This window comes from Streptomyces sp. Edi4 (assembly GCF_040253615.1).
GTDB lineage: Bacteria > Actinomycetota > Actinomycetes > Streptomycetales > Streptomycetaceae > Streptomyces.
In genome coordinates this window covers 5,201,167-5,227,371 of record NZ_JBEJGY010000004.1, presented here as the reverse complement: position 1 = coordinate 5,227,371, position 26,205 = coordinate 5,201,167, and the positions used below count along the sequence as shown (strand labels likewise).

Annotated in this window: 25 protein-coding genes; 11 read left to right on the top strand and 14 right to left on the bottom strand. The window is 71.6% G+C overall.

The window, feature by feature from the left end; all coding sequences use genetic code 11:
• Nucleotides 1-88: 88 nt before the first annotated feature.
• The 5 genes from ABR738_RS25850 to ABR738_RS25830 all read right to left on the bottom strand — a co-directional run bounded on the left by ABR738_RS25850 (nucleotide 89) and on the right by ABR738_RS25830 (nucleotide 5,359).
• Nucleotides 89-1,234, bottom strand: coding sequence for a glycosyltransferase family 4 protein (locus ABR738_RS25850; RefSeq protein WP_350232337.1), 1,146 nt, complete (start codon nucleotides 1,232-1,234; stop codon nucleotides 89-91).
• Between the two features lie 96 nt (nucleotides 1,235-1,330).
• Entirely contained in the window at nucleotides 1,331-2,518 is a 1,188-nt protein-coding gene (locus ABR738_RS25845) for a cytochrome P450 (protein WP_350232336.1), read from the bottom strand.
• 33 nt (nucleotides 2,519-2,551) lie between these two features.
• Nucleotides 2,552-3,289, bottom strand: coding sequence for a class I SAM-dependent DNA methyltransferase (locus ABR738_RS25840; protein WP_350232335.1), 738 nt, complete (start codon nucleotides 3,287-3,289; stop codon nucleotides 2,552-2,554).
• Nucleotides 3,290-3,296: 7 nt separating this feature from the next.
• Nucleotides 3,297-4,418, bottom strand: a complete 1,122-nt coding sequence (locus ABR738_RS25835) for a YcaO-like family protein (protein WP_350232334.1) — start codon at nucleotides 4,416-4,418, stop codon at nucleotides 3,297-3,299.
• Entirely contained in the window at nucleotides 4,415-5,359 is a 945-nt protein-coding gene (locus ABR738_RS25830) for an aKG-HExxH-type peptide beta-hydroxylase (RefSeq protein WP_350232333.1), read from the bottom strand. Before ABR738_RS25830 ends, ABR738_RS25835 begins: the two co-directional genes overlap by 4 nt.
• 711 nt (nucleotides 5,360-6,070) lie before the next feature.
• Here ABR738_RS25830 and ABR738_RS25825 point away from each other — a divergent pair.
• The 3 genes from ABR738_RS25825 to ABR738_RS25815 all read left to right on the top strand — a co-directional run bounded on the left by ABR738_RS25825 (nucleotide 6,071) and on the right by ABR738_RS25815 (nucleotide 8,275).
• Nucleotides 6,071-6,313 carry a ferredoxin gene (locus tag ABR738_RS25825; protein ID WP_350232332.1) on the top strand — a complete coding sequence of 81 codons (243 nt, stop codon included), beginning with the start codon at nucleotides 6,071-6,073 and terminating at the stop codon, nucleotides 6,311-6,313.
• 94 nt (nucleotides 6,314-6,407) lie between these two features.
• A complete protein-coding gene (locus ABR738_RS25820) occupies nucleotides 6,408-7,262 on the top strand; it encodes a sulfotransferase domain-containing protein (RefSeq protein WP_350232331.1) in 855 nt (284 codons plus the stop codon).
• Nucleotides 7,263-7,444: 182 nt separating this feature from the next.
• Nucleotides 7,445-8,275 carry an aldo/keto reductase gene (locus ABR738_RS25815; RefSeq protein ID WP_350232330.1) on the top strand — a complete coding sequence of 277 codons (831 nt, stop codon included), beginning with the start codon at nucleotides 7,445-7,447 and terminating at the stop codon, nucleotides 8,273-8,275.
• Between the two features lie 162 nt (nucleotides 8,276-8,437).
• Here the strand turns inward: ABR738_RS25815 and ABR738_RS25810 are convergent, their stop codons facing one another.
• A complete protein-coding gene (locus tag ABR738_RS25810; protein WP_350232329.1) occupies nucleotides 8,438-9,475 on the bottom strand; it encodes an NAD(P)-dependent alcohol dehydrogenase in 1,038 nt (345 codons plus the stop codon).
• Between the two features lie 160 nt (nucleotides 9,476-9,635).
• On the opposite strand from ABR738_RS25810, the gene ABR738_RS25805 reads away from it, so the two are divergent.
• On the top strand, nucleotides 9,636-10,493 hold the full coding sequence (locus tag ABR738_RS25805; RefSeq protein WP_350232328.1) for a helix-turn-helix domain-containing protein: 858 nt from the start codon (nucleotides 9,636-9,638) through the stop codon (nucleotides 10,491-10,493).
• Between the two features lie 118 nt (nucleotides 10,494-10,611).
• On the opposite strand, the gene ABR738_RS25800 is transcribed toward ABR738_RS25805, so the two are convergent.
• Nucleotides 10,612-11,880, bottom strand: coding sequence for a L,D-transpeptidase (locus ABR738_RS25800; RefSeq protein WP_350234743.1), 1,269 nt, complete (start codon nucleotides 11,878-11,880; stop codon nucleotides 10,612-10,614).
• 339 nt (nucleotides 11,881-12,219) lie between these two features.
• Complete coding sequence (locus ABR738_RS25795) at nucleotides 12,220-12,543, bottom strand: hypothetical protein (protein WP_350232327.1); 324 nt, start codon at nucleotides 12,541-12,543, stop codon at nucleotides 12,220-12,222.
• Nucleotides 12,544-12,651: 108 nt separating this feature from the next.
• Between ABR738_RS25795 and ABR738_RS25790 the strand changes: the two genes are divergently transcribed.
• Nucleotides 12,652-12,969, top strand: coding sequence for an LPXTG cell wall anchor domain-containing protein (locus ABR738_RS25790; protein WP_350232326.1), 318 nt, complete (start codon nucleotides 12,652-12,654; stop codon nucleotides 12,967-12,969).
• A 65-nt stretch (nucleotides 12,970-13,034) separates the two neighbouring features.
• Here ABR738_RS25790 and hutH read toward each other — a convergent pair whose 3' ends face one another.
• From hutH to ABR738_RS25765, 5 genes are all read right to left on the bottom strand, one after another.
• Nucleotides 13,035-14,576: a histidine ammonia-lyase gene (hutH, locus tag ABR738_RS25785; protein WP_350234742.1), complete on the bottom strand. Its 1,542-nt coding sequence runs from the start codon at nucleotides 14,574-14,576 to the stop codon at nucleotides 13,035-13,037.
• A 304-nt stretch (nucleotides 14,577-14,880) separates the two neighbouring features.
• Nucleotides 14,881-16,041, bottom strand: coding sequence for a GGDEF domain-containing protein (locus ABR738_RS25780; RefSeq protein WP_350232325.1), 1,161 nt, complete (start codon nucleotides 16,039-16,041; stop codon nucleotides 14,881-14,883).
• A gap of 69 nt (nucleotides 16,042-16,110) precedes the next feature.
• Complete coding sequence (locus ABR738_RS25775) at nucleotides 16,111-16,899, bottom strand: enoyl-CoA hydratase/isomerase family protein (RefSeq protein WP_350232324.1); 789 nt, start codon at nucleotides 16,897-16,899, stop codon at nucleotides 16,111-16,113.
• A gap of 193 nt (nucleotides 16,900-17,092) precedes the next feature.
• Complete coding sequence (locus ABR738_RS25770) at nucleotides 17,093-18,316, bottom strand: adenylate/guanylate cyclase domain-containing protein (protein WP_350232323.1); 1,224 nt, start codon at nucleotides 18,314-18,316, stop codon at nucleotides 17,093-17,095.
• A 115-nt stretch (nucleotides 18,317-18,431) separates the two neighbouring features.
• Complete coding sequence (locus ABR738_RS25765; protein ID WP_350232322.1) at nucleotides 18,432-19,292, bottom strand: biotin--[acetyl-CoA-carboxylase] ligase; 861 nt, start codon at nucleotides 19,290-19,292, stop codon at nucleotides 18,432-18,434.
• A 146-nt stretch (nucleotides 19,293-19,438) separates the two neighbouring features.
• On the opposite strand from ABR738_RS25765, the gene ABR738_RS25760 reads away from it, so the two are divergent.
• The 4 genes from ABR738_RS25760 to ABR738_RS25745 all read left to right on the top strand — a co-directional run bounded on the left by ABR738_RS25760 (nucleotide 19,439) and on the right by ABR738_RS25745 (nucleotide 22,657).
• Nucleotides 19,439-21,046, top strand: coding sequence for an acyl-CoA carboxylase subunit beta (locus ABR738_RS25760; RefSeq protein ID WP_350232321.1), 1,608 nt, complete (start codon nucleotides 19,439-19,441; stop codon nucleotides 21,044-21,046).
• Nucleotides 21,047-21,086: 40 nt separating this feature from the next.
• Complete coding sequence (locus ABR738_RS25755; protein WP_350232320.1) at nucleotides 21,087-21,293, top strand: acyl-CoA carboxylase epsilon subunit; 207 nt, start codon at nucleotides 21,087-21,089, stop codon at nucleotides 21,291-21,293.
• Nucleotides 21,294-21,854: 561 nt separating this feature from the next.
• Nucleotides 21,855-21,983, top strand: coding sequence for a morphogenic membrane protein MmpB (mmpB, locus tag ABR738_RS25750; RefSeq protein ID WP_350232319.1), 129 nt, complete (start codon nucleotides 21,855-21,857; stop codon nucleotides 21,981-21,983).
• A gap of 62 nt (nucleotides 21,984-22,045) precedes the next feature.
• Entirely contained in the window at nucleotides 22,046-22,657 is a 612-nt protein-coding gene (locus tag ABR738_RS25745; protein WP_350232318.1) for a nucleoside triphosphate pyrophosphatase, read from the top strand.
• Nucleotides 22,658-22,664: 7 nt separating this feature from the next.
• Here the strand turns inward: ABR738_RS25745 and ABR738_RS25740 are convergent, their stop codons facing one another.
• Nucleotides 22,665-23,132 carry a hypothetical protein gene (locus ABR738_RS25740; RefSeq protein ID WP_350232317.1) on the bottom strand — a complete coding sequence of 156 codons (468 nt, stop codon included), beginning with the start codon at nucleotides 23,130-23,132 and terminating at the stop codon, nucleotides 22,665-22,667.
• 424 nt (nucleotides 23,133-23,556) lie between these two features.
• Here ABR738_RS25740 and ABR738_RS25735 point away from each other — a divergent pair, with 424 nt between their 5' ends.
• Together ABR738_RS25735 and ABR738_RS25730 are read left to right on the top strand one after the other, a co-directional pair.
• Entirely contained in the window at nucleotides 23,557-25,311 is a 1,755-nt protein-coding gene (locus ABR738_RS25735) for an acetyl/propionyl/methylcrotonyl-CoA carboxylase subunit alpha (RefSeq protein ID WP_350232316.1), read from the top strand.
• A 309-nt stretch (nucleotides 25,312-25,620) separates the two neighbouring features.
• Entirely contained in the window at nucleotides 25,621-26,196 is a 576-nt protein-coding gene (locus ABR738_RS25730) for a TetR/AcrR family transcriptional regulator (protein ID WP_350232315.1), read from the top strand.
• Nucleotides 26,197-26,205 lie beyond the last annotated feature (9 nt).

The following is a 26,205-nucleotide window of genomic DNA, read 5'->3' as shown; positions in this document are numbered from 1 at the left end:
GGTTGGTCGTTGACGACCGCGACGTCCGCCGGACGACGCGGATGCGGGTGCTGGCGGCCCGTGCCCGGGGCCGGTCCGGTGGTCGTGGTCACGGCGTGCGGCCGGTGCCCGGGGTGTCCGGCAGGCCGAGGTCCGCGAGAACCAAGCCGGCCCGGCGGCGCCAGGTGTACAGCTCCAGGAACTCCCGCCGGGCCTCGTCGCCGAGCCTCCCGCGCAACGTCCGGTCCGCCGTGAGCTCGATGAGGGCGTCGGCCCACGCCTGCGGGGAGTCGGACGGACGTAACAGGCAGTTGACGCGGTCCTGAAGGACTTCCCGCAGGACCGGGAGGTCCGAGGCGACGATGGCCCGGCCGTGGGCCATGTACTCGAACAGCTTCATCGGGGAGGTCCAGCGTCCGATCTCGTCGAGCCGGCCCCAGGTGTACACCTTGGGCTGGTGGGGGGCGAGGACCACGTCGAAGAGGGGGAAGTAGCCGTGGAGGGCGGATGGCGGCTGGTGCCCGTGGAAGTACACGTTGGGGTGCGGGCAGGGGTCTTCCCAGCGGGCCCGGTCCTCGGTGGTGCCGCCGACCAGGTGGAAGTCGAAGAGGGGGAGGCGGCCGGCCAGGTCGAGGATGAGGTCGATGCCACGTCCGTCGTAGAGGTGCCCGACGTAGCCGATCTTCGGTGCGTCCGGGCGGCCCGGCAGCATGGGTGTCACGGCCGCCGTGTCGGGGCCCGGCGGGTCCGCGCAGTCGGGCGCCACGTGGATGGGCAACGTGCCCAGGTGCTCGTAGGCCTCTTGGAGGTCGTGGGCGAGCGCATGGGTGATGACGACGACGCGCGCGAGCCGAGGATGGCTGAGCAGGGCCTGTTCGGTCCCGGCGGGCAGGTCCCGGCGCAGTTGGTGGACCTCGTACACGAAGGGGGCGAGATCGGCGGTGGCGGTGAGGGTGTAGGGATCGCGGGCATAGATGAGGTCGGGCAGGGCGTCACCGGTCAGTAGCCCGCGGATGTCTTCGCCGCGTCTGCGGTAGCCGGCCGGGGTGTGGTCGGGGGCGGGGACCAGCCGGATCGGGAAGCGGTGACGAACGCCGTAGTACGCGTACGGGTCGTCGTCGGTGTACGTGCCGGGCAGGGAGTAGAGAGTGGCGTCGTGCCCGGCGTCAGTGAACGCGTCGCACATGCGCATGACGTGGACGCCGTTGGCGAAGAACGAGGGGATGCTGCCCTGGTGCAGGTAGGCGATGCGCATGCGGTGCTGCTCCTCGGTGGGTGGGTCCAGGGCCGGAGCTCCGGTCCCTTCGACGGCCCGGACACGCTCTTTGGCCCTCCGGCGGCTGGTCGCGCTTCACCAGCGCACCGGCAGCGTGCGCGGGGACCGGGTGATCTGGCCGCGTTTCCAGTCCGCCGGGCCCGCCGCGCGCAGTGCCGGCAAACGGCGCACCACAGCGGCGAGGGCCTCTTGGAGCTGGACCCGGGCGAGTTGCGCCCCGACGCAGAAGTGGGCGCCGTGGCCGAAGGCCAGGTGGGCCGGCGCGGCCCGGGTGAGATCGAGCGTTTCCGGCGCGGTGTGGACGTCCTCGTCGTGGTTGGCCGAGGAGGTGAGGGCGATCACCGCCTCACCCTCCGCGATCTTCACTCCGCTGAGCACCACGTCCTGAACGGCCACCCGGAGGTTGGCCCCGACGGTGGCCTGGGCGAACCGCAGCAGTTCCTCGACGGCACTGGGGATCAGCTCCGGTTCGTGGCGCAGCAGTTGGTAGCGCTCCGGCTGGTCCAGCAGCAGGTGGAGCAGGCCGGCGAGCCGGTCGGCGGTGGTGCCGTAACCGCCGGCGAGCAGGACGACACAGAAAGAGATGAGCTCGCCCTGGCTCAGCCGGTCCCCCTCGTCACGTGCCGCGATCAACACGCTCAGCATGTCGTTTCCGGGGTGGGCGCGTTTGGCGGCGACGAGGTCGGTGAGGTAGCCGGTCATGTCGTCCACGGCCGCCATGACGTCGGTGTCCGGCATGGCGGTGACGCTGCGCATTGCGTCGTTCCAGGTGTCGAGCTGGTCACCGTCGAGCCGGGGTGTCCCGAGCAGATCGCAGATCACGGTCAGGGTGAGCGGCCGGGTGAAGCACGCGACGAGATCGGCGGGCTGTGGCTGCCGCTCCATGCTCGCCAGCAACTGGTCGGCCAGGAGCGCGATGTCGCTTCGCATCGCCTCTGCCCGGCGTCCGCCGAGAGCGGGCGCGACGAGCCTGCGCAGCCGGGAGTGGTCGGGCGGGTCGGCGGCGAGGATCGAGTCCGGCAGCGTGGTCGTGCGCGCGACCCTTGGCCCCTCTCCCCTGGTTGCCCGGGCCCGGCTGAAACACGGGTCCCCCAGGACGCGGCGGACGTCCGCGTGCCGGGTCACCAGCCACGCGGTGTCGCCGCTGGGCATCCGGACCCGGGTGACCGGGGCGTTGCGGCGCAGCTCGGCGAACTCGGGTATCGGGTCGAGCCCGTCCCGGTGCGGGAAGGGGAACGCCGGGATCTGTTCTGACTGTGTCATTCGGCCTTCCGCCGTTGCGTCGTGGTGTGCTGGTCAGGGGCGTTCGTAGACGGAGACGTGGTAGGCGCTGTCGCGGGTGAAGGGGGCGCCGCTCCAGCTGCCCCAGCGTTCCTTGAGCCGCAGGCCGGCCTGACCGGCCATCAGGTCGAGCTCGCCGTGGCTCGCGTAGCGGAACTCGACGCGTAGGTGCCGGGTGCGTCCGTCCTCGTGGATGACGTAGTGCGAGCGGTAGCGCTGAGCCGACGGATCGAGGCGGCGGTAGCAGAGCACCAGGTGGTCGTCTCCCTCGGAGACGACCTCGGGGCCGGTCGCCACTGCCAGGGCCTCGGGCACATGGGCGTCCAGCACGAACAGACCGCCCGGCGTGAGCCGCGCTGCCACGTTGCTGAAGCAGCGGGCCTGCGCGGTCTGGTCCGGCAGTTCGCAGAAGGTGCCGCCGGCGAGAAAGGCCAGGCTGAAGCTTCCGTCGACCGGGACGTCGGCGAAGTCGCCGACCGTCACCGGGATGTCGGCTCCTTGCGGCTTGGCACGCAGGCGGCGGAGCATCGCCTCGGAGCCGTCGACGCCGTGCACCTCGACGCCGCGTGCCGCCAGGGGCAGGGCCACCCGGCCGGTGCCGATGCCGAGTTCGAGGACCGGCCCGTGGCCGGCGAGAGCGGCGAGGGATTCGACGGTCGCTCCGGTGATGCCGGGCTTGGCGAACCAACGGTCGTAGTCGTCGGCGAAGTCAAAGGCGTAGCCGGGGCACGGCAACGGGGGGACGTCGTTCATGGGGCTCCTAGCCGAAGGGGTGAGGGGGGCCGGTTCCGGGGCCGGACGGCAGGGGCAGGGCCCCGGGGGCGAGTACGCGCACCACTCGCACGCCCGCGTCGCGGGCCGCCGCGGCCGTGCTCTCCACCAGGGCGACCTCCTGGCCGGTGTGCCTGGCGAGTACGTCGAGCGGGTCGGGCGGATCAGTCGGCACACCACTGTCCGGCCGGGCGCCGATGTCGTGCGGCGACACGTTCCACAACCGGAGGCTGTCCTGGCGGTGATAGGTCCACAGCGCGTGCTCGACGGCGGTCGCCGGTTCGCTCGCGCCGTGCCACTTTCCCCAGGCCGCGCGGGCGACCGGTGTCCGCATGCTCCACCGCACCATGAGCGCCTCGTACGCCGCCTTCTCGGCCAGGGACCCGACGGTGTTCGCCGGCCCGCAGCGGGCGCCGAACGCCTGACCGGTGCCGTCGGGCTGGTGCAGGCATACGACGACACAGGCTGTCGCGGCCGGAGCGGGGACGCCGAAGGCCGTCATCGTCAGCCCCGCGGACCGGAGGAAGGCGGCCAGTGGCGGCGGGGGAACGAACGGGACCAGGCTCGGCGGCCGGTCCGTGAGCCCGTACCAACTGCGCCGCAGCAGGTCGCGTTCGAGCACTTCCCAGGCCGCGTGGCGAGCCGCCGCCTTCCCCTCGGGGTGCGCGGCGATGCCGGTGGAGCCAGACGACTGCGCGGCGTCGCATCCGGCGGGGGGCCGGTGGTGGAGGAATGCCGAGCCCGCCGGGACGAACGCTTCTTCGCCGCGGGTCGTCCGGCTGCGTACCCACAACCGTCTGGTGTCCGCGCCGGGCCGCGGCTCGATGGTGGGTATCCCCTTGCGGCGCAGGTCCTCGCGGGTGCCCACCAGTTCGGGGGCCGCCTCGGCCGCCCGGCCCGCCAGCACGTTCGCGAGCCGTTCCAGCAGCTCTCCGCGCGCGCTCACGGCGACCTGGCCCCGGTCGTGCCCTGCGGCGGCACCGACGAGCACCGGCGCCCCGCCGGCCGCGCTCGTGCTCTCGAACGCCGCCGAGCGGGCGGCCACTCGCGCGAACACGATGCCGGGCTGTTCCGGATAGGGCGCGAACACCTGCGGCGTCCACGACGTCACGTGGCCGCTCCGACGTGGTCGGCGCACTCCGCGAGCAGCTGTCTGCCGTGGGGCGTCAACTTGTCGGCGTGGGCCCCCAGGGCATGAACGGCCTGGTGCGCCGAGCCCACGAGCATCTCGTGCCGGGAGTCGACCACCGGGCTCAGACCCGCGAGCCGCCGGTACAGCAGCACACTGCGGGCCAGCACCACCGTCTGCTGGAACAAGCCGGTCAGCGGCCGCGGGTCGGCCCGCAGTGGCGTCTCGACCAGCAGATCCTCGCCCCGGGGCGCGGCTCCGGCGCCCTCATGGCGGTCGGGAAGCAGAAAGGGACCTGTCAGGGCCGCCGCGTTGCACCGGGTGTGCGCGCCCTCGTGGACCAGGGCCTCGGCGAACCGCACCGGGCCCGGCAGCCCGGCGGCACTGTCCGTCAGGCGGGCCCGGTGCACCAGGATCGCGCCGTGAATGGTGAAGTCGGTGAACCCGTCGATCGCGTCACCTTCCAGCAGCGCGATCTCGGCGACCGTCTCCCGTACCTCGGCGGCGGCTTGAGGCCAGACCCGGGTCAGCAGTCCGACAGCCCGTGCCAGCGCCTCGCGCTCATGCTCCTGCCACACCACGACCCCGGCCGTGGCCGGCTGTCCGTCGACGCCCCGGTGAGCGGGGACCGACCGTAGCGCCCGGGTCACGCTACGGCTCAGGTGGCCCTGCGGATCGGCGGGCGCGAAGGCGGACGGTGACACGCGCTCCAGTCGTTCTGCCAGCCTGCGCCGCCGCTCCGCTCCCAGCGGGCCGGCCCGCAGCGCCTGTTGGGCTGTGTGGGCGACCTCGACCGCCGCCGGGTGGCGCAGGCCGTCGTTGCCCGGCGGCGCCAGCTCCGCCCGCTCGAGCACGCGCCGCATGCGCCCCAGCAGCCGCGTCCGCTCGTCGACGGCTTCCTCGGTGTCCGGTTCGACGCGCATGCACCCTCTTCCGGGGTCTTCGACAACCGTGCGGCGGACCGGAAGGCCCGCCGCAGGGAGTGCGGATGTGCCGTCAGGACCAGTCGTGACTAGTCGCGCGAGGGAATGTCGATCATCAGCGCGAGCTCGGGAAGGTCTTCGTCTGCGAGCTGCTCGATTTCCTCGTTCATGGAGTACTCCCTTCACCACACCGGCCCTACCGTGCTCGGTCGGGTGCACCGGCTTCATCATCGTCCGGGCCGGAAGTGCCCCGGCCAAGGGTGAGTGGCGAGTACGACGGCTATCCGGACGAGGGTACGCAGTCCGGAATTCCGCTTGGCGACAGCGTGGGAGCCGGTGGAGTGCTCTGGGGCACCGCAGCGCGCGGGGAGCCGCAGAGTATCTGTCCCTCCAGCCCACGGCGCCTCTTCGTGGTCGAATCGGTACGCTCGGCCACCGTCGGGCGAGGTGTTGACCGATGGACCGGTCCCGGCCGGGTCACCGGTGGCGGGGCGCGTCGAAGATGGCTGAATCAGACGGTCTTTCGCTCGGTCGCCGAGAAGGGTAATTTGAGGACGGATTCCTTTTCTGCGCGCGGTTGACACCTTTCCCCTGCTTCTCTTGCGTGCGCAGCCGACGAGAATTCCGAGAATTTCGAAGGCATCCGGTCAGGAGATCTTCACCAGACCGGCAGCAGTCGCGGAGCGAAAGCGCACGGAAAGGAGGAACCACATGACGGATGAATGGCGGCTCGACATCGAGAGCCGTCGCTGCATCGGTTCGGGAGTGTGCGCGAGTACCGCGCCCGACCACTTCGCGATCGACAGCACCCATCACTCACGGCCGACCGCCGCGCACGTCACCCCCGACGACCGCGTGCTGGACGCGGCGTTCACCTGCCCCGTGGAGGCCATCTCGGTCGTCGAGCGAAGGACGGGACTGACGCTCTTTCCCGAGGATTTCGAAGATCACTGAAGAGGGGGGACGCGGGTGACGGTGCGCAGTGCTGCTGATCCCCCGGGCCCCGACACCCTTGTGCGGTTGCCGGGAGCGTACATAATCATTCTCCATGACAGGCTCGTCGGTATTTCCTGAACTGTCTGCCGCACCGGATATCCATGTCCTCTCCTTTCCGAAGTGCGGACGTACCTGGCTGCGGCTGCTGATGGCCAAGGCCATCTCGATCAGCTGGGGCCTGCCGATGGAGATCTGCCGCGATCTGCGGTTGGAGGAGTTCAGTTCCGCGGACCCGCGTATCCCCAAGATCACCTTCAGCCACGACGACCAGGTCGGGTGGCGCACACCCGCGCAACTGTCCACGGACAAGGCGCCCTACCGCAGGCGACGGGTCGTGTTCTTGACTCGCGACCTGCGGGACACGACGGTCTCCTACTACTTCCAGCGCACCCTGCGGCCGGACAACCCCTACACCGGACCGCTCGGACAGTTCATCGGCGAGAATGAGGGCAGCCTGCGGACCTGTGTCGCGTTCTGGAACATCTGGCACGCCCGTAGGGACGTTCCGCGCTCGTTCCTCCTCACCTCCTACGAGCGTCTCGCAACCGACACCCCCGGAGAACTCGCCCGGATCCTGGCCTTCTGCGGGCTCCCGCGAGTTGAGCCCGAAGCACTGCGGGAAGCGGTGCAATACGCCGGCTTCTCGAGCATGCGGGCGATGGAACTCAGCGACGCCCTCCACTCGGAACGCCTGCGGCCCGGCAGACCGGGCGACCCCGAGTCCTTCAAGACCCGCCGCGGGATCATCGGGGGATTCCGCGATTACCTGACAGCGGCCCAGATCAGGGAGGCCGATGACCTGATCAGGACCACCCTGGTTCCTGACTGGCACGCGATGGCGTTCGCGGCGGATGTGATCCCGTCGCCGCAATGCGGTAGGCCCGGAAGCCAGCACGCTGACACCTGACACCTGACACCTGACACCTTCTGACACCTGACAGTTGACACCTGACACCTGACACCTGACACCTGACAGGGCCAGAGGTGACACCCGCCGGGAGACCGCAGTCGGCGCTTCCTCGAACCCACCGTTGGCGGCACGCTCGAAGGGCTGGTCGTCGCCGCACATACGGATCGGACGGCCCGCTCATGAAACGTCGCACCCTCAACAACGGCACCTGCGTCCCACGGATCGGCTTCGGTGTCTGGCCGCTGACGGACGATCAGGCGTACACGGCCGTCACCCATGCCCTGGACGCCGGCTACCGCCGCATCGACACGGCCCAGGTCTACGGCAACGAGGCGGGCGTCGGCCGCGCGGTCCGCGATTCAGGCGTCCCCCGTCAGGACGTATTCATCACCACCAAACTGTGGAACGCCGACCAGGGATACGACGCCGCGCTCCACGCGTTCGACGCGAGCCTGCGTCGCCTGGGCACCGACTACATCGACCTTTACTTGATCCACTGGCCCGCCCCGGAGCAGAACCTGTACGTCGCGTCGTACAAGGCCCTGGAGGGGCTCCACGCCGAACGGCGCGCCAAAGCGATCGGCGTCTCCAACTTCACCGCCACCACCCTCGGCCGGCTACTGGCGGAGACCGGTACCGTCCCAGTCCTCAACCAGATCGAGCTTCACCCCTACCTCCCCCAGAACGAGATGCGCGCGATCGCCGCCGAGCGGTCCATCGCCACCGAGGCCTGGAGCCCGCTCGCCCAGGGCGGGCGGCTCCTCGCCGAGCCGGTCCTCACCCGTCTCGCCGAGAAGTACGGGAAAACGCCGGCCCAGGTCGTGATCCGTTGGCACCTACAGCTCGGGAACCTGGTGATTCCCCGGTCGGTGACCCCGTCGCGGATCCGGGAGAACATCGATGTCTACGACTTCGACCTCACCTCGGAGGATCTGTGCGACATCGCCGCCCTAGACAACGGCGGCCGGATCGGCCCTGATCCGGACGCGGCCAACTACCCTGGCCGATAAGGGAATTGAAGGCCTTGCGCCCCTGGGCATCCGGAGGTGGCGAGGGCAGGCAGCCAGCCCGTGCGTGGCGCGGTTTCCCGCGCCCCTCGGCATCCGGCGCGGCCCCGCGCGGGGTGCCCAGCCCTGAGGGGCGGGCACCCCGGTGGTCGGGGCCGGCCCGGGTCAGATCGTCGCCGTGTCGATCACGAAGCGGTAGCGGACATCGCTGGCCAGGACCCGCTCGTACGCCTCGTTGATCTGGTCCGCGCGGATCAGTTCGATCTCCGCGCCCAGCCCGTGCTCCGCGCAGAAGTCCAGCATCTCCTGGGTCTCGGCGATGGAGCCGATCATCGAACCGGCGAGGATCTTGTTGCCGCCGATGAGGCCGAACATGTTGAGCGCGTTCGGCTCCTCAGGGGCGCCCACGTTCACGAACGCGCCGCCGGTCTTGAGGAGCGCGAGGTACGCGCCGAGGTCCAGCGGGGCGGAGACCGTGGAAACGATGAGGTCGAAAGTGCCGGCGAGCTTGGTGAACGTCTCCTCGTCGCTGGTCGCGAAGTAGTGGTCGGCGCCCAGCTTCAGCCCGTCCTCCTGCTTGCGCAGCGACTGGCTGAGCACGGTCACCTCCGCGCCGAGCGCGTGCGCGATCTTCACGCCCATGTGGCCGAGCCCGCCGAGCCCGAGGATGGCGACCTTCTTGCCGGGGCCCGCCTGCCACCGCTTGAGCGGCGAGTACAGGGTGATGCCGGCGCAGAGCAGCGGGGCCGCCACGTCGAGCGGGATGCTGTCGGGTATGCGCAGGGTGTGATCGGCGTCCACGACGATGTGCGTGGAGTAACCGCCGTAGGCGGGCGTGCCGTCCCGGCCGATCGCGTTGTACGTCGAGACGCCGTCCGAGCAGAACTGGTTCTGCCCGGACTGGCAGGCCTCGCACTTGCCGCAGGAGTCGACGAAGCAGCCGACCCCCGCGTGGTCGCCGACCTGGAAGGCGGTGACGTCCGAGCCGACCTCGGTGATCACGCCGGCGATCTCGTGCCCCGGCACCATCGGGAAGATGGCCTCGCCCCAGCCCTCGTTCACCTGGTGGATGTCGGAGTGGCAGATCCCGGCGTACTTGATCTCGATGAGTACGTCGTTGGGGCCCACCGGGCGGCGCTCAATGGTGGTGCGCTCCAGCGGAGCCTTGGCGGCGGGGGCGGCGTACGCGGCGACGGTGGTCATGTGCCGTTCTCCTCAGATCTGTGGGGTATGCCATCGAGCCTGCCCGAGATCCCGCCCGTCACCCAGGCCCCTGCTCTGCCTACGACCAGCGTGCGTACCACTGGCAGGGTCAGGCTCCTGGTCGTACGTCCATGGCGATGAGGACGGATACTGGGGAGTCATGGACCAGCGCTCCGAACTCAGCGAATTCCTCCGCTCCCGCCGCGCCCGGCTGAAGCCGGAGGACGTGGGACTGCCCGACCACGGGCGCCACCGCCGGGTGCCGGGCCTGCGCCGGGAGGAGCTGGCACAGCTGGCCGGGGTGTCGGTGGCGTACTACACGCGCCTGGAGCAGGGCAACGCGCAGAACGTGTCGGTGGAGGTCCTGGACGCGATCGGGCGGGCGCTGCGCCTCAACGACATCGAGCAGGACCACCTCACCCATCTCGCCAAGGGCAAGGCGAAGAAGAAGCGCGCGGCGGCCTGCCGGCCCCAGCAGGTGCGCCCGGCGCTCCAGCAGCTGATGGACTCGATGGACCACGTGCCCGCTCATCTCATCGGCCGCCGCCTCGACATCCTCGGCTGGAACCGGATGGCGGCGGCGCTGCTGGGCGACATGTCCCAGCTCCCGCCGCAGGAGCGGAACCTGGCCCGACACGTCTTCCTCGACCCGGCCTCCCGCTCGCTGTACGTGGACTGGCACGGCAAGGCGATCGACGTGGTGAGCATTCTGCGGCTGTGCGCGGGCTGCTACCCCAACGATCCCCAACTGACGGCGCTGGTGGGCGAGTTGTCGGTCAAGAGCGAGGAGTTCCGCACCATGTGGGCGGCGCACACCGTCGCCGAGAAGGGCCACGGTATCCGGCGGCTGCACCATCCGGTGGTGGGTGAGCTGACGCTGGCGTACGAGACGCTGAAGCTGCCCGACGAGCACGACCTGTCGCTGGTGACCTTCCACGCGGAGCCGGGCTCGGCGTCGGAGGAGTCGCTGCGCCTGCTCGGCAGCTGGAGCGCGGACCAGCCGGTGCGCACGGGCTGAGGGGAGCCCACGCGGGCTGAGCGGGGCCCACGCGAAAGGGGCCCCGAAGGGCCCCTCGGCATCCGCGCGGTCAGATGGTCGCGCGGTCAGACGGCCAGACGGCCAGACGGTCAGACGGTCAGACGGCGGAGCCGGCCTTCCACTGGTCCCAGCTCATGTTCCAGCCGTTGAGGCCGTTGTCGGGCTGGACCGTCTTGTCGTGCGAGTTCTTCACGATCACGACGTCGCCGGTGATCGAGTGGTCGTAGAACCAGGCGGCCTGGGTGCTGTCGTCGCCCGCGCCCTTGGTGTCGGACAGACCGACGCACCCGTGGCTGGTGTTGGCGCTGCCGAAGATGGACTTGGCGCCCCAGTAGTTGCCGTGGATGAAGGTGCCGGACGCGGACAGACGCATGGCGTGCGGCACGTCCTTGATGTCGTACTCGCCCTTGCCGTCGTCATCGGTGAAGCCGACCGTCGCACCGTTCATGCGGGTCTCCTTGTACTTCTCGGAGATCACCATCTGCCCGTTGTACGTCGGGTGCTCGGGGGAGCCCGCGGAGATCGGGATGGTCTTCACGGTCTTGCCGTCCTGGGTGACGGTCATGGTGTGGGTGTTCGCGTCCACCGTGGAGACCTGGTTGCGGCCGATCTTGAAGGTGACCGTCTTCTCCTGGACGCCGGTGATGCCGTTGGCGCCCTGGACGCCGTCCAGGTCCATCTTCATGGTGACGGTCGAGTCCTCCTTCCAGTACTCCTGCGGGCGGAAGTCGAGGCGCTGCGAGCCGAACCAGTGCCCGACGACCTCCTGACCGCTGCTGGAGGAGACGGTGATCTTGGCCTGGACGTCCTTCTTGTTGGTGATCGCCTTGTCGAAGTTGACCGACACCGGCATGCCGACACCGACGGTGGAGCCGTCCTCGGGCGTGAAGTTGCCTATGAAGCTGTTCTTGGGCGAGACGGTGGTGAAGGACGCGTTCTCGTGCGCCTGGCGCCCCTTCGCGTCCGCCGCCGTCGCGGTGATCTTGTACGTGGCCGAGCGCTTCAGGGGCGTCGCGGGCGCCCAGCTCAGGCCGTCCGCGGATATCTTGCCCTCGACCTTGGCGCCCTCGGCGGAGGTCAGCGTCACATCGGTCAGCTTGCCGTCGGCGACGGTGACCTTGGTGTCGCTGTTGATGCCGACGTTGTCGGCGCCGTTCTTCGGCGTGATGGTGATCTTGGCGTCCGACGTGTCCTTCGCGGCGGCCTTGTCCGCCGCCGCCTGTGCCGAGGACGAGCTGTCGGCCTTGGCACCCTTGTCGCCGTCGCCGTTGCAGGCAGAAAGGACCAGTACGCCGCCGAGCACCGCGCACGCCGCCGCGAGACCCTGCTTGCGCCGCTTACTCTCCGTCTTCACACGCTTCTCCATCGTCGCCGTCACCCACGTCATCACGTCTAGAACATCAGACTGCCCGTTCCCGTTCCTCGGCGGGGGGTGAATGTGGGGCACACCACGCGTCGGCGGACGGGATGGGGCGGGACGGGTCGGGACGGTACAAGATCACCAAAAGGCGGTTCCCGTGCCGTCCCGCCCGGCCGCGCCGTCACCGCCCGGCAGCCGTCAGCTGTCAGTCGTCAGTTGCCATCGGTCATCTGTCATCTGTCAGCCGTCAGCCGTCAGCCGCCAACCGACCGCTTCGTCGGTCCGGTCAGTCCTCGTCGGCCGTCGCCACTCCTCGTCGCAACTCCTCGCCGTCAGTCCTCGTCGTCAGTCCTCGTCGTCGATGTCTTCGTCGAGGTCCCACTCCTCGTCGTCCGGGTCGTAACCGACGCGCTCGCTGCTCCAGGAGGCCTGGGCCAGCTCCACGCCGGGCAGTGCCTCCACGAGACCGACCGGGTCCACGAGGTAGGCCAGGGCCTCCGCTCCGTCTTCCCGCACCGCCCCCTCGGCATGCGCGCGTTCCTCGGGCCGCATCGTCTCGTCGTCGGCGATGCGGGTCAGGGCGGCCGCCGCCAACTGGCCCGCGTCCTCGATCCCCAGGACCAAATCGACGCGCAGCCGTACATACCGTGATGTCTCTTCTTCGCTCATGCCAGGGAGCGTAGGGCTCGACCCGGCCGCGACTTTCCCGCGACCCGCTGCTTTCACTAGCATCAGCGCATCCCGCCAATTCGACGTACTCGCAAGGGAATCGCTCACTTGTCCGTCGCTCGTCGTCCCCTGCTCACCGCCACCGCGGCGGGCACCCTGCTCTGCGCCCTCTGGTTCGTACCGTCCGCCAACGCCACGGACGAGCACCGCCCTTCGACCCCCGCCACGCACTCCCCCTACCGGGCCGTCCCCGTCCCCCCTGACGGCGCTGCCGGGGCTGACGGTGCCGCCGGCACCGACGGTCCGGTCGCCCTCGCCGACACCGGCGGCGCGAACACCTCTCCCTACCTGGTCGGCGGCACGCTGTTCCTGGGCCTCGGGGCGGGGTTCGTGATGTATTCGGTCCGCCGGTCACAGCCCAGCTGACCTCGGCGTACGCGAAAGGGCCGCCCGGATGCGACATCCCGGGCGGCCCTTTTCGGTACGGCGGATCAGGCGAGGCGGCCCGTCACCGGCTCGACCGCGGCGACCAGCTTCCCTTCGCGTACGAAGGCGTCCGCGGCGGCCAGGTCGGGGGCGAGGAAGCGGTCGGGGCCCGGGCCCTGGACGCCGGCCGCGCGGGCCGCGGCGATGGCGGCCTGCGAGGCGGGCGCCGGGGTGAGGCCCTTGCGCAGCTCGATGCCGCGGGTCGCCGCGTACAGCTCGACGGCGATGATCCGGGTCAGGTTGTCGACGGCCGTACGCAGCTTGCGCGCGGCCGACCAGCCCATGGAGACGTGGTCCTCCTGCATCGCGGAGGACGGGATGGAGTCGGCGGAGGCCGGCACCGCGAGCCGCTTCATCTCGCTGACCAGGGCGGCCTGGGTGTACTGGGCGATCATCAGGCCCGAGTCCACGCCGGCGTCGTCGGCGAGGAACGGCGGCAGGCCGTGGCTGCGGTTCTTGTCCAGGAGGCGGTCGGTGCGGCGCTCGGTGATCGAGCCGAGGTCGGCGGCGGCGATGGCGAGGAAGTCCAGGACGTAGGCGACCGGGGCGCCGTGGAAGTTGCCGTTGGACTCGACCCGCCCATCGGGTAGGACGACCGGATTGTCGACGGCTGCGGCCAGTTCGCGCTCGGCGACGGTCAGGGCGTACGCGATGGTGTCGCGTCCGGCGCCGTTGACCTGCGGGGCGCAGCGCACCGAGTACGCGTCCTGCACGCGCGGCGCCTCTTCCTCCTGGAAGTGGCCGGTCAGGCCCGAACCCTCCAGGACGGCGAGCATGTTGGCGGCGGAGGCGCCCTGGCCGGGGTGCGGGCGGATGGCGTGCAGTTCGGGGGCGAGCACCTTCTCGGTGCCGAGCAGCGCTTCGAGGGTGAGGGCCGCGGTGATGTCGGCGGAGGTGTAGAGCTTCTTCAGGTCGGCGATGGCCATGCACAGCATGCCGAGCATGCCGTCGGTGCCGTTGAGGAGGGCAAGGCCCTCCTTTTCGCGCAGCTCGACGGGTTCGATGCCGGCGGCGGCGAGCAGGTCGCCCGCGGGCTTCACGACGCCGTCGGGGCCCTCCGCGTCGCCCTCGCCCATCAGGGTCAGGGCGCAGTGCGACAGCGGCGCGAGGTCGCCGGAGCAGCCGAGCGAGCCGTACTCGTGGACGACGGGGGTGATGCCGGCGTTCAGTACGTCGGCCATGGTCTGCGCGACGGAGGGGCGTACGCCGGTGTGGCCGGAGGCCACGGTCTTCAGGCGCAGGAACATCAGGGCGCGTACGACCTCGCGCTCCACGCGGGGGCCCATGCCGGCGGCGTGCGAGCGGACGATGTTGCGCTGGAGCTGGGCGCGCAGGTCGGGGCTGATGTGGCGGGAGGCGAGGGCGCCGAAGCCGGTGGAGACGCCGTACACCGGCTCCGGCTTGGCGGCCAGGGCGTCGACGATCTCGCGGGCCCGGGCGAGGGCGGCGAGGGCGGCGGCGGAGAGCTCGACCTTCGCGTTGTGCCTGGCCACGGCGATGACGTCCTCGGGGGTGGTCCCGGAGGTCCCCACCACGACAGTGTGCATATCCATATTCAGCACCCTACGGATTGAATCCGGTCATGTCACTAGGTGCTGCGACCAACCCCTTGGGCTCCGCCCCAGACCCCGATCGGCCTGAACGGCCTCGTCCTCAATCGCCGGACGGGCTGAGGTTGCCGGTGTGGGCCAGCATCGCCCCCGCCAGGGGCGCGGGGAACTGCGCGCCCAGCCACCACGGACCCGCACCCGAGAACGCACCCTTCGGGGCTGCCGGTGGGGGCCAGCACCAGCCTCGGCAGGGGCGCGGGGAACTGCGCGGCCGGCCATCCACCGGCCCGCGCCGGAAAACCTACCGTTGGCCCCTGAAGCGGCGGCGATCGTGCGGCGGGGTCGGGGGGTTCTCGGCGAGGGCCAGGACCTCCCCGTCCCGCCCCGCCACCACCGGCTTCGCCGACCTCGCCGCCTTCGCCCGGTACTGCGCCGCGTCCGCGAGGCGGAACAGGCGCCGCGCCGAGCGCACCTCGCCGATGGGGTCGCCCGTGGAGGCGATGCCGCAGGCAACGCCCTCCCCGAGCTCCAACTCCCCGGCCCGCGAGCAGAGTTGTTCGCCGACCCGTACGACGTCGTCGGCGCTCGGACCCACCGAGAGCAGACAGAACTCGTCCCCGCCGAGCCGCGCGGCCAGCGCACCCGGCAGCATCGCGCCGCACAGCGAAAGCACCGAGCCGAAGCGTTCCAGCAGCCGGTCCCCCACCGCGTGCCCGAGCGTGTCGTTGACGCCCTTGAGCCCGTTCAGGTCGCACACGACGAGGCTGACGACCGAGCCGTCGGCGCGGTGGCGCTCCACCGCCTCGTCCAGTCGCATGTCGACCGCGCGCCGGTTGGCGAGCCCGGTGAGCGGATCGGTGAAGGCGAGACGGCGTACCTCTTCGAGGCGTTCGGTCTGGGCGATGCCGGCCGCCACGACGGAGGCAAGGACCGTGGCGAAGTCGGCGTCGGACGCGTCGAAGATGGGGGCACCGACCGGCCGGGCCACGTACAGCTCGCCCCACGCCCGGCCGTGCAGCACGATCGGGGCGACCACGCAGCAGCCACGCCCGCGGCGGCGCAGCGCGGCCACCCTCCCCCAGCTGCCGCTGGGAGGCACCCCCACATGGCCCTGGCCCGTGTCGCCCCCGGGGGGCGCGGTGGCCGTCTCGACCCAGGCGTTGGGCTCCCCGCCCCCGGCCCAGCGCTCGTGCAGGAACTCGGTGATCTCCGGGAACTGGTGCACGGGATAGGTCTCGCCGTCGGGGAACTCCTCCTCCCCGAAGGCCCGTTCGCCCTCGTTCACCAGGACCCTCAGGAGCCCGAGCTCGCGCTCCCACACCGAGAGCGCGGCGAAGTTCCCGCCGAGCGCTTCGCGCGCGCCGAGCGCGGCGGCGGCCCAGGACTCACGCGGCGTGTGCGCCGCGGCCATGGCCTGCGCCAGCGAAACCACGGCCCGCAGCCGGGCATCCTCTCCACCCATTCCTCCAGCTTAGGGAGGTTTTGCGCGTTTTGACCCGGGGGGACGCGGGACAGGCCGCCCGGGGCGCGTTCACCGCCCGGGCCACACCGGCTCGCGCTTCTCGTTGAACGCGGCCACACCCTCCGCGCGGTCTCCCGAGAACGCCACCGAGCGCCAGGCCGCGTCCTCGACCTCGAGGCCGGCCCGCAGGTCGAGCCCGTGGCCGAGCCGCAGCGCCCGCTTCGCCGCGCGCAGCCCGACGGGCGAGTTGGCCGCCATGCGCCCGCCGAGCGCCATCGCCTCGGCGCGCGCGTCCTCGGCCAGCACGTCCACAAGCCCCAACTCCCGTGCCTCCACGGCCTCGACGCGACGCGCGGTGAAGACCAGCTCGGCGGCTCGGGCGGCGCCCACCCGGCGCGGCAGGAGCTGCGTACCGCCACCGCCGGGGATCACGCCGACCGACACCTCGGGCAGGCCCACCACGGTGCTCGCGTCGCCCACGATCACGTCGCAGGCGAGCGCGAGCTCGAAGCCGCCGCCGAGCGCGAAACCGTGTACGGCGGCGACGGTGGGCATGGGCAGGTCGAGCACGCCGGTGTACGCGGCGCGCGCGGTGGGCCGCTGGCGTACGAGTTCGGCGTCGCTCAGGGAGTTGCGCTCCTTGAGGTCCGCGCCGACGCAGAACGCCCGCTCGTTGGACGAGGTCACCACGGTGACCCGGGCGTCGGCGTCGGCGGCCAGCGCGTCGCAGGCGGCGGCGATGGAGCGGGCCATCTCCGTCGACACCGCGTTCATGGCCTTCGGCCGGTCGAGCACCAGCTCGGCGACGTACCCCTCGCGCCGCACGACGACGAACTCCCCGAACCGCTGCTCGGCCATGGCAACCCCTCCGTTAACGAACGTTACGTCGGGGGTGATCCTAGGCCGTGACCCACGCCCTCCTCCAGGACAGGTCCGGCCTCCAGGTCTGCCTCCAGGACAGGCCCTCGGCCCTCTAGGACAGCCCTCGGCCTCTAGGACAGCCCTCGGCCTCGGGGACAGCCCTCGGCCTCGGGGACAGGGCCCTCGGCCTCTAGGACAGGCTCTTGGCCTCGCGGCGGTGCAGGAGCCAGGGCTCCACCACGCCGAGACCGCGCACCGGGCGCTGCCACATGGGCTGGAGCGCGAAGCGGTACTTCGTCGCGGGCACGGGCTCCGCGCCCTCCTTCTCGGCGGCCAGCGCGTCCTGCGCGGCCTGCGCCTCGGAGACGGGGGCGTCGCCGGTGCGGGCCAGCTCCTCCGCGAACGCGCCGTCCACCAGGACGGCGTCCTTGGGGGCTATCGAGGTGAGGCGGCTCGCGAGGTTCACGGTGGTGCCGAACACGTCGCCCATGCGCGTGGTGACGGTGCCGAAGGCGATGCCCACGCGCAGGGCCGGCATGGTCTCGTCACCGGCCATCGTCTCGATGAGCCGCAGCGAGATCTCGGCGGCCGTGCCCGCGTCGTCGGCGGCGAACAGGACCTCGTCGCCGAGGGTCTTGATGAGCCGGCCGCCGTGCGCCGCGACCAGGTCGGCGGCGGTGGTCTCGAAGGCCTCCACCAGCTCGCCCAGCTCCTCCTCCTCAAGGCGCCGGGTGAGCCGGGTGAACCCGACGAGGTCGGCGAAACCGACCGCGAGGCGGCGGTCCACCATCTCCTCGTCGTCGGCGGCCTGCACCACGCGCCCGGTCGCGGCGGCGAGCTGGCGCCGCCACACATAGACCAGGAACTCCTCCAGCTCGGGCAGCAGCAGCTCGACCAGGGGGTAGGTGACCTCGGTGCGGGTCATGCCGGGCTCGGGCGGCTCGGTCAGGCCCTCCAGAAAAGAATCGATCTGCCATTCGGCCAGCCGGGCGGTGGTCTGCCCGGTGGAGCGGGCGACCTGCACCGCCATCGGCTCGCTGAGCAGCCCCGCCTCCACCAGACCGGCGAGCCGGCGCAGAGCGAGCACGTCGGCCTCGGTGAGCGCCTTGGCCTGCCCGATGTCCGCGAACCCCATGGCCCGCCAGAACCGGGACGCGAGTTCCATCGAGACGCCCGCCGTACGGGCCGCCTGGAAGGGCGTGTAGCGGCGGTCGGCGCCGAGGATCAGCTGTTCCAGGCGGATGGCGAGCGGGTCGTCGGTGGGCTCGGCGGTGTGGTCGACGGCGTGGTGCGGCGTCGGATACGCGGAGACGGGCGCCTGGTCGGGGGCGCCGGAGCCGCCCGCACCGGCGCCGGGGCCGCCGCCCGTGCCGTCACCGGACTCCGCACCGGACCGTGTCTCGTCGACGGTCACCGGCCGCCTCCTGCCCGTTGCCTGCGCACTGCCCTGCCGATCTGTCGCTGGATCGGGCTCCACGATACGGCAGGTGTGCCGTAGCTCACGTCGCGGGAGCGTGTCCCGGCGCCGCCTACGGCGCGGCCGGCCGCAGGTGGACGATGTCGCCGGCCGCGACGGGCCGCTGGACGCCCTCCGCCGTGGCCAGCACCAGACGCCCGTCCCCGTCCACCGCGACCGCCTCGCCCGTCAGCGCCCGCCCCCCGGGCAGCTCCGCGCGCACGGAGCGCCCCAGGGTCGCGCAGCCCGCCGCGTACGCCTCCTGGAGCCCGGAACCCGCCGGGTCGCCCGCCGCCGCGCGCCAGGTCCCGTACCAGTGCTCCAGGGAGCGCAGCACCGCCCGCAGCAGGGTGTCGCGGTCGGTGGAGACGGCGCCGGCGAGCGCGAGGGAGCCCGCGCCGGGCACGGGCAGCTCATCGGCGCGCAGCGTGACATTGAGGCCGATGCCGACGACGACCCCGTCCGTGCCGGCCCGCTCGGCGAGGATGCCGCCGGCCTTGCGCTCCTGCCCCTCCACCGTGACCAGGAGGTCGTTGGGCCACTTCAGGGCGGTGTCGACGCCCGCGGCCCGGGCGAGCCCGGTCGCCACGGCGACGCCGGTGAGCAGCGGCAGCCAGCCCCACCGTTCCATGGGCACCGTCTCGCCCGGCTTGAGCAGGACGGAGAAGAACAGGCCCGAGCGGGCAGGCGCGGACCAGCGCCGGTCCAGGCGCCCGCGTCCCGCGGTCTGCTCCTCGGCGACCAGGACGGCCCCCTCGCCGAGCGCGTCCGCCTTCGCGGCGAGGTCGGAGTTGGTGGAGCCGGTGGCGGTGACCACGTCCAGGGCGGTCCACAGGGCGTCCGGCCGCAGCAGGGCGCGGCGCAGCGCGGTGGCGTTCAGGGGCGGCCGGTCGAGGTCGGACCAGCGGCTGTCGGGGGCGTCCTGGGGTGTCATGCAGCCAGGTTAGGCCGCGATGGCAAGGGGCTTCGGGTGTGGCCAACGCCGCACTGCCGAACCGTATCCGCACCACTACCCTACGAGTCAGTAGCCAGCCTACGAGTCCGTAGCCACCCCGTGACCAGGCAGGGAGCCGCATCCCGATGTCCGAGCCGGAAAACGCCCAGAGCGACGCCACCGTCGACCTCCACACCACCGCGGGAAAGCTCGCGGATCTTCAGCGCCGGATCGACGAGGCGACCCACGCCGGCTCCGCGCGGGCGATCGAGAAGCAGCACGCCAAGGGCAAGCTGACGGCTCGTGAGCGGGTCGAACTCCTCCTGGACGAGGGCTCGTTCGTCGAACTGGACGAGTTCGCCCGGCATCGCTCGACCAACTTCGGGATCGAGAAGAACCGCCCGTACGGGGACGGTGTGGTCACGGGTTACGGGACCGTCGACGGCCGCCCGGTGTGCGTCTACTCGCAGGACTTCACGATCTTCGGCGGCTCGCTCGGCGAGGTGTACGGCGAGAAGATCGTCAAGGTCATGGACTTCGCCCTGAAGACCGGCTGTCCGGTCATCGGCATCAACGACGGCGGTGGCGCCCGCATCCAGGAGGGCGTGGTCGCGCTCGGCCTGTTCGCCGAGATCTTCCGCCGCAATGTCCACGCGTCGGGCGTCGTCCCGCAGATCTCCCTCATCGTCGGCCCCTGCGCGGGCGGCGCGGTGTACTCGCCCGCGATCACCGACTTCACGGTGATGGTCGACCAGACCTCGCACATGTTCATCACCGGGCCCGACGTCATCAAGACCGTCACCGGTGAGGACGTGGGCTTCGAGGAGCTGGGCGGCGCCCGCACCCACAACACCACGTCGGGCGTGGCGCACCACATGGCGGGCGACGAGAAGGACGCGATCGAATACGTCAAGTCCCTGCTGTCGTACCTGCCGTCGAACAACCTGAGCGAGCCGCCGGCCTTCCCCGAGGAGGCCGACCTGGAGACCTCGGACGAGGACCGCGAGCTCGACGCCCTCATCCCGGACTCCGCGAACCAGCCGTACGACATGCACACGGCGATCGAGCACGTCCTGGACGACGGTGAATTCCTGGAGACCCAGGCCCTGTTCGCGCCGAACATCATCACGGGCTTCGGCCGCGTCGAGGGTTACCCGGTCGGCATCGTGGCCAACCAGCCGATGCAGTTCGCCGGTTGCCTCGACATCGACGCGTCGGAGAAGGCGGCGCGGTTCGTGCGGACCTGCGACGCGTTCAACGTCCCGGTGCTGACCTTCGTGGACGTGCCGGGCTTCCTTCCCGGTGTCGACCAGGAGTACGGCGGCATCATCCGGCGCGGCGCCAAGCTGATCTACGCGTACGCCGAGGCGACGGTTCCGCTGATCACCGTCATCACGCGCAAGGCGTTCGGCGGGGCGTACGACGTCATGGGCTCCAAGCACCTGGGCGCGGACCTCAACCTGGCGTGGCCGACGGCGCAGATCGCGGTGATGGGCGCGCAGGGCGCCGTCAACATCCTGCACCGGCGCACGATCGCGGCGGCGGCCGTCGAGGAGCAGGAGGGGGTGCGGGCCGGACTGATCTCCGACTACGAGGACACGCTCCTCAACCCCTATATCGCGGCGGAGCGGGGGTACGTGGACGCGGTGATCATGCCGTCGGAGACGCGGGCGCACATTGTGAAGGGGTTGCGGCAGCTGCGTACGAAGCGGGAGTCGTTGCCGCCGAAGAAGCACGGCAACATCCCTCTCTAGCCCTCTAGTCCACGAGTCGATCGTCGATCCAGGAGCCGCTGTGATCAAGGTAGTTCGGGGCAACCCGACCCCGGAGGAGCTGGCCGCCGCGCTGGCGGTGGTTCAGGCGCGCGCCGCGGCGACGGCGGCGGCCGGTACCGGCGCGCCCCGTCCGCGTGCGGGCTGGTCCGATCCCGCGCGCATCGCCCGCGGGGCTCTGCCGAGGCCGGGCACGCGAACGTGGGCCCGCACGTACTGGCCCGGCTAGGGGTTCCCCTTGCGACCCCGGCCGCGTGGAGTGCGGGCGGGGTTGCCCACGGGCGCCTTCCCGGCCGGCTTTCAGGTGCGGACCGTGCTCGCTCCTCGCGCAGTTCCCCGCGCCCCTGGCAGGGTCGGAGCTGGCCCGCATCGGCCACCTCAGCCCGTCCGGCGTTTGAGGACGAGGCCGTTCAGGCCGAACGGGGTCTGGGGCGGAGCCCCCGGGAGCTCGGCTGCGGGCCGTGGTCGCTCCTCGCGCAGTTCCCCGCGCCCCTGGCGGGGGCGGTGCTGGCCCGCATCGGCCACCTCAGCCCGTGGCCGTTGAGCATCTGGTGCGGGCCTGCATGGGCATCCTCAGCCTGTCCGGCGTTTGAGGACGAGCGCCTTCAGCGCGAACGGGGTCTGGGGCGGAGCCCCAGGGAGCTCGGCTGCGGGCCGTGGGCGGCTGGGCGCGCAGTTCTCCGCGCCCCTGGCGGGGTTGGGGGCCCGGCCAGGCGTACCTAGCCCGGCCGGGGTTGGGTGAGTATGCGTACTCAGGCGCCGCGCCGACGCCCGCCGCACTATCGAACCCATGCTGTGGTCAGACCCCAAGGACGAGCCTCCCAAGGAACTGCGCGACGCCCAGGCCATGATGCGCCGGGCGGGGCTCTTCCTCGCCCTCGCCATGATCGTGGCGATGCTCGCGGTCGGCCTGCGCTGACGCCCCCGCGGAGCCCGAAGCCGCCGGGCCGGGCCGGGAGGGGGCCGGGGCGGGCGCCTACGATGGCACGCATGACTGCTCAGCGCCGGCTCGTCCTCGCCTCCCAATCCCCCGCCCGGCTCGGCCTGCTCCGCCAGGCCGGCTTCGCGCCCGAGGTGATCGTCAGCGGCGTCGACGAGGACGCCCTGACCGCCCCGAGCCCCGCCGAGCTCGCCCTCGTACTCGCCGAGGCGAAGGCCGACGCCGTGGCCGCCCGCCCCGAGGCCGCCGGCGCCCTGGTCATCGGCTGCGACTCGGTGCTCGAACTGGACGGCCGCGCCCTCGGCAAGCCCGCCGACGCCGAGGACGCCACAGCCCGCTGGAAGTCGATGCGCGGCCGCGCGGGCATCCTCCAGACCGGCCACTGCGTGATCGACACCGCGACGGGCGGGCGCGCCGCCCGCACCGCCTCGACGGTCGTACGGTTCGGCGAGCCCACCGACGCGGAGATCGCGGCGTACGTGGCGAGCGGTGAACCCCTGTACGTGGCAGGTGCGTTCACGCTCGACGGCCGCTCGGCGCCGTTCGTCGACTCCATCGAGGGCGACCACGGGAACGTCATCGGGCTCTCGCTGCCCCTGCTGCGGGGGCTCCTGGCCGAGCTCGGACTCTCGGTCACCGACCTCTGGGCGTGACCCCGGCTCAGGCGGCCGCCGGGGCCCCGTGGTCGGGCGCGCCGGGCGCGTTTGGGGTCTCGTCCTTCGGACCGGGCGCGGGCCGCTCCCTCACGTACGCGAGGAGTACGAAGACGAGCAGCGCGAGCACGACCATGAGGACCGCGAACGCCGCCCACCCGACCAGGCCCACCAGGAACGCCCCGAGCACCGCGTGCACCACCGCGCAACCGATCAGGGTGATGCGCGCGACCCGGCCGGGCGCGCGGTCGCGGACGGCGACGACCAGCAGAAGGACCGCGCACACCACGAGGAACACCCCGAGCACGGCGCCCGCGACCCACGCCCCGGTGGCGATCGCGTAGGGATCGAGGCCGGCGAGGGCCATGTGCTGGTTGGCCGCCACCCTGCCCAGCACGTAGTTCACGAGCACGACGGCGGCGGCCTCGGCGACGAGGACGAGCGCGGCCACGATGGCGATCAGTCGTCGCAGCATGGCACGACCCCCTGTTACCCGTAGTACGGCTGTGGCGCGCACGCTACTAACGAGTAACGGTTCGTACAAGGGTCCTGGATGGATCAAGGGGCGGCGCCGGTACCGGAATCCGGCCGGATGCGGGAGGAAAGCGCTTCACGACGCGGCGTTCCGGCCGGAAAGAATCTCGGTGGGCGTACGCGGTCGTTCGTAGGGACTCGACAAAGAAACGCACGGACCTGCTGGGGCCCGAGACAGAGACCTTGACCACACCTCACCGCTACTGTGCGGTACGGGAGCCCGGCGTACCGTGGTTCGACAAGGGATTTCGCGACTTGAGCGTGCCTCGGATCACACTCCGTGTGGGCAAGCTCACCATTGGGGACGGGTCGTATGCCAGTGTGCGGCTTCCCTAAACTCAGCTTGTTTCAAGGAGGGAGCCATCGTGCGCAAGGTGCTCATCGCCAACCGAGGCGAAATCGCTGTCCGTGTTGCCCGGGCCTGCCGGGATGCCGGGATCGCGAGCGTTGCCGTTTACGCCGATCCGGACCGGGACGCTCTGCATGTCCGGGCAGCGGACGAGGCATTCGCCCTGGGCGGTGACACCCCGGCGGCCAGTTATCTCGACATCGCCAAGGTGCTCGCGGCCGCGGCCGACTCGGGGGCCGACGCGGTCCATCCGGGATACGGATTCCTTTCCGAGAACGCCGAGTTCGCCCAGGCGGTCCTGGACGCGGGCCTGACCTGGATCGGCCCGCCCCCGCAGGCCATCCGCGACCTGGGGGACAAGGTCGCGGCCCGTCACATCGCCCAGCGCGCCGGCGCGCCTCTGGTCGCGGGCACCCCCGACCCCGTATCGGGCTCGGACGAGGTCGTCGCGTTCGCCCGCGAACACGGCCTGCCCATCGCGATCAAAGCGGCCTTCGGCGGTGGCGGACGCGGCCTGAAGGTCGCCCGCACCCTGGAGGAGGTCCCCGAGCTGTACGACTCCGCGGTGCGTGAGGCGGTCGCGGCGTTCGGGCGGGGGGAGTGCTTCGTGGAGCGCTACCTCGACAAGCCCCGGCACGTGGAGACGCAGTGCCTGGCCGACACCCATGGCAACGTGGTCGTCGTGTCCACCCGGGACTGCTCGCTCCAGCGCCGCCACCAGAAACTGGTCGAGGAGGCCCCGGCACCGTTTCTGAGCGAGGCGCAGAACGCGCAGCTGTACGCCGCGTCCAAGGCGATCCTGCGCGAGGCCGGGTACGTCGGCGCGGGCACGGTGGAGTTTTTGGTCGGCGCGGACGGCACGATCTCCTTCCTTGAGGTCAACACCCGTCTCCAGGTCGAGCACCCGGCCACCGAGGAAGTCACCGGCATCGACCTGGTGCGGGAGATGTTCCGTATCGCCGACGGCGAGGAACTGGGCTACGGCGACCCGGTCATGCGCGGGCACTCCTTGGAGTTCCGGATCAACGGCGAGGACCCGGGCCGTGGTTTCCTGCCCGCGCCGGGCACCGTGACGCTGTTCGCGCCGCCCTCGGGGCCGGGTGTGCGTCTGGACGCGGGCGTGGAGTCCGGCTCGGTCATCGGCCCCGCGTGGGACTCCCTGCTGGCCAAGCTCATCGTGACCGGCGCGACGCGTGAGCAGGCGTTGCAGCGGGCCGCGCGGGCGCTGGCGGAGTTCACGGTCGAGGGCATGGCCACCGCCATCCCCTTCCACCGCAAGGTGGTCGCCGACCCCGCCTTCACCGCCGACCCCTTCACCATCCACACCCGGTGGATCGAGACGGAGTTCGTCAACGACATCCCCGCGTTCACGGCCACCGCCGACACGCAAGGGGATGAGGAGCCGGGACGCGAGACGGTCGTCGTCGAGGTCGGCGGCAAGCGTCTCGAGGTCTCCCTGCCGTCCTCGCTGGGTATGACGCTGGCCCGTACGGCCGCGGCGGGCGGCGCGAAGCCGAAGCGGCGGGCGGCCAAGAAGGCCGGCTCCGCCGCGTCGGGGGACACCCTGGCATCTCCCATGCAGGGCACGATCGTCAAGGTCGCCGTCGAGGAGGGCCAGGAGGTCAAGGAGGGCGACCTCGTGGTGGTCCTGGAAGCGATGAAGATGGAACAGCCCCTCAACGCCCACCGGGCCGGCACGGTCAAGGGGCTCGCCGCGCAGGTCGGAGCGTCGGTCTCATCCGGCGCCACCATCTGCGAAATCAAGGACTGACCCCCCCCTTTAACGGAGCCCCGGCCCACCCGCCGGCCCGGGGCTCCACCCCACCCCATGGGCCGAGGCCGCCGGACCGGGCCGGCACCAGCCCTGCCCCCGGACGGGCCGAGGCCGCCGGACCGGGCCGGCACCAGCCCTGCCCCCGGACGGGCCGAGGCCGCCGGACCGGGCCGGCACCGGATACCCAGGGGCGCGGGGAACCGCGCGACCAGCCCCGCACGATCCGCGCCCGAAGGCGGACCCCTTCGGGCCCCGGGGGCACACCGCTCCGGCCGGGGCCGGATGGGGCGGTGGCATGCTGGGGGCATGGACCGGATTTCGGGGGCGCCCCGCGCGCTGCGGGCGGACGCACGGCGCAACCGCGACCGCCTGCTCGCCGCAGCCCGCACCGCCTTCGCGGAACACGGCACGGACACCTCGCTGGAGGACGTGGCCCGCAGGGCAGGAGTTGGCATCGGCACCCTGTACCGCCACTTCCCCACCCGGCACGCCCTGCTCAGCGCGGTGTTCCAGAGCGAGGTGGACGTCCTGCTCGACCGGTCGAGAGAGCTGCTGGACGCCGAGCACCCCTGCACCGCCCTCGTCGAGTGGCTGCGCGCCATCATCACGCACGCGGGCGCGTACCGGGGCGTGGCCCGCGCCCTCATGTCGGCATCGGGCGACGCCAGTTCGGCCCTGGCCCGGTGCAGCGAACCGATGCGGGAGGCGGGCGACGCCCTGCTCGTGCGAGCCCGCGCGGCCGGCTCCGTACGCGCCGACGTCACCATCACCGACCTGATGCAGCTCACGAACGCCATCGCGCTCGCGGCCGAACAGTCCCCGGAGGACCCGGAGTTGGCGGACCGGCTGCTCGCCCTCACCTACCGGGGCCTGAAGAACTAGCGCCGCCTG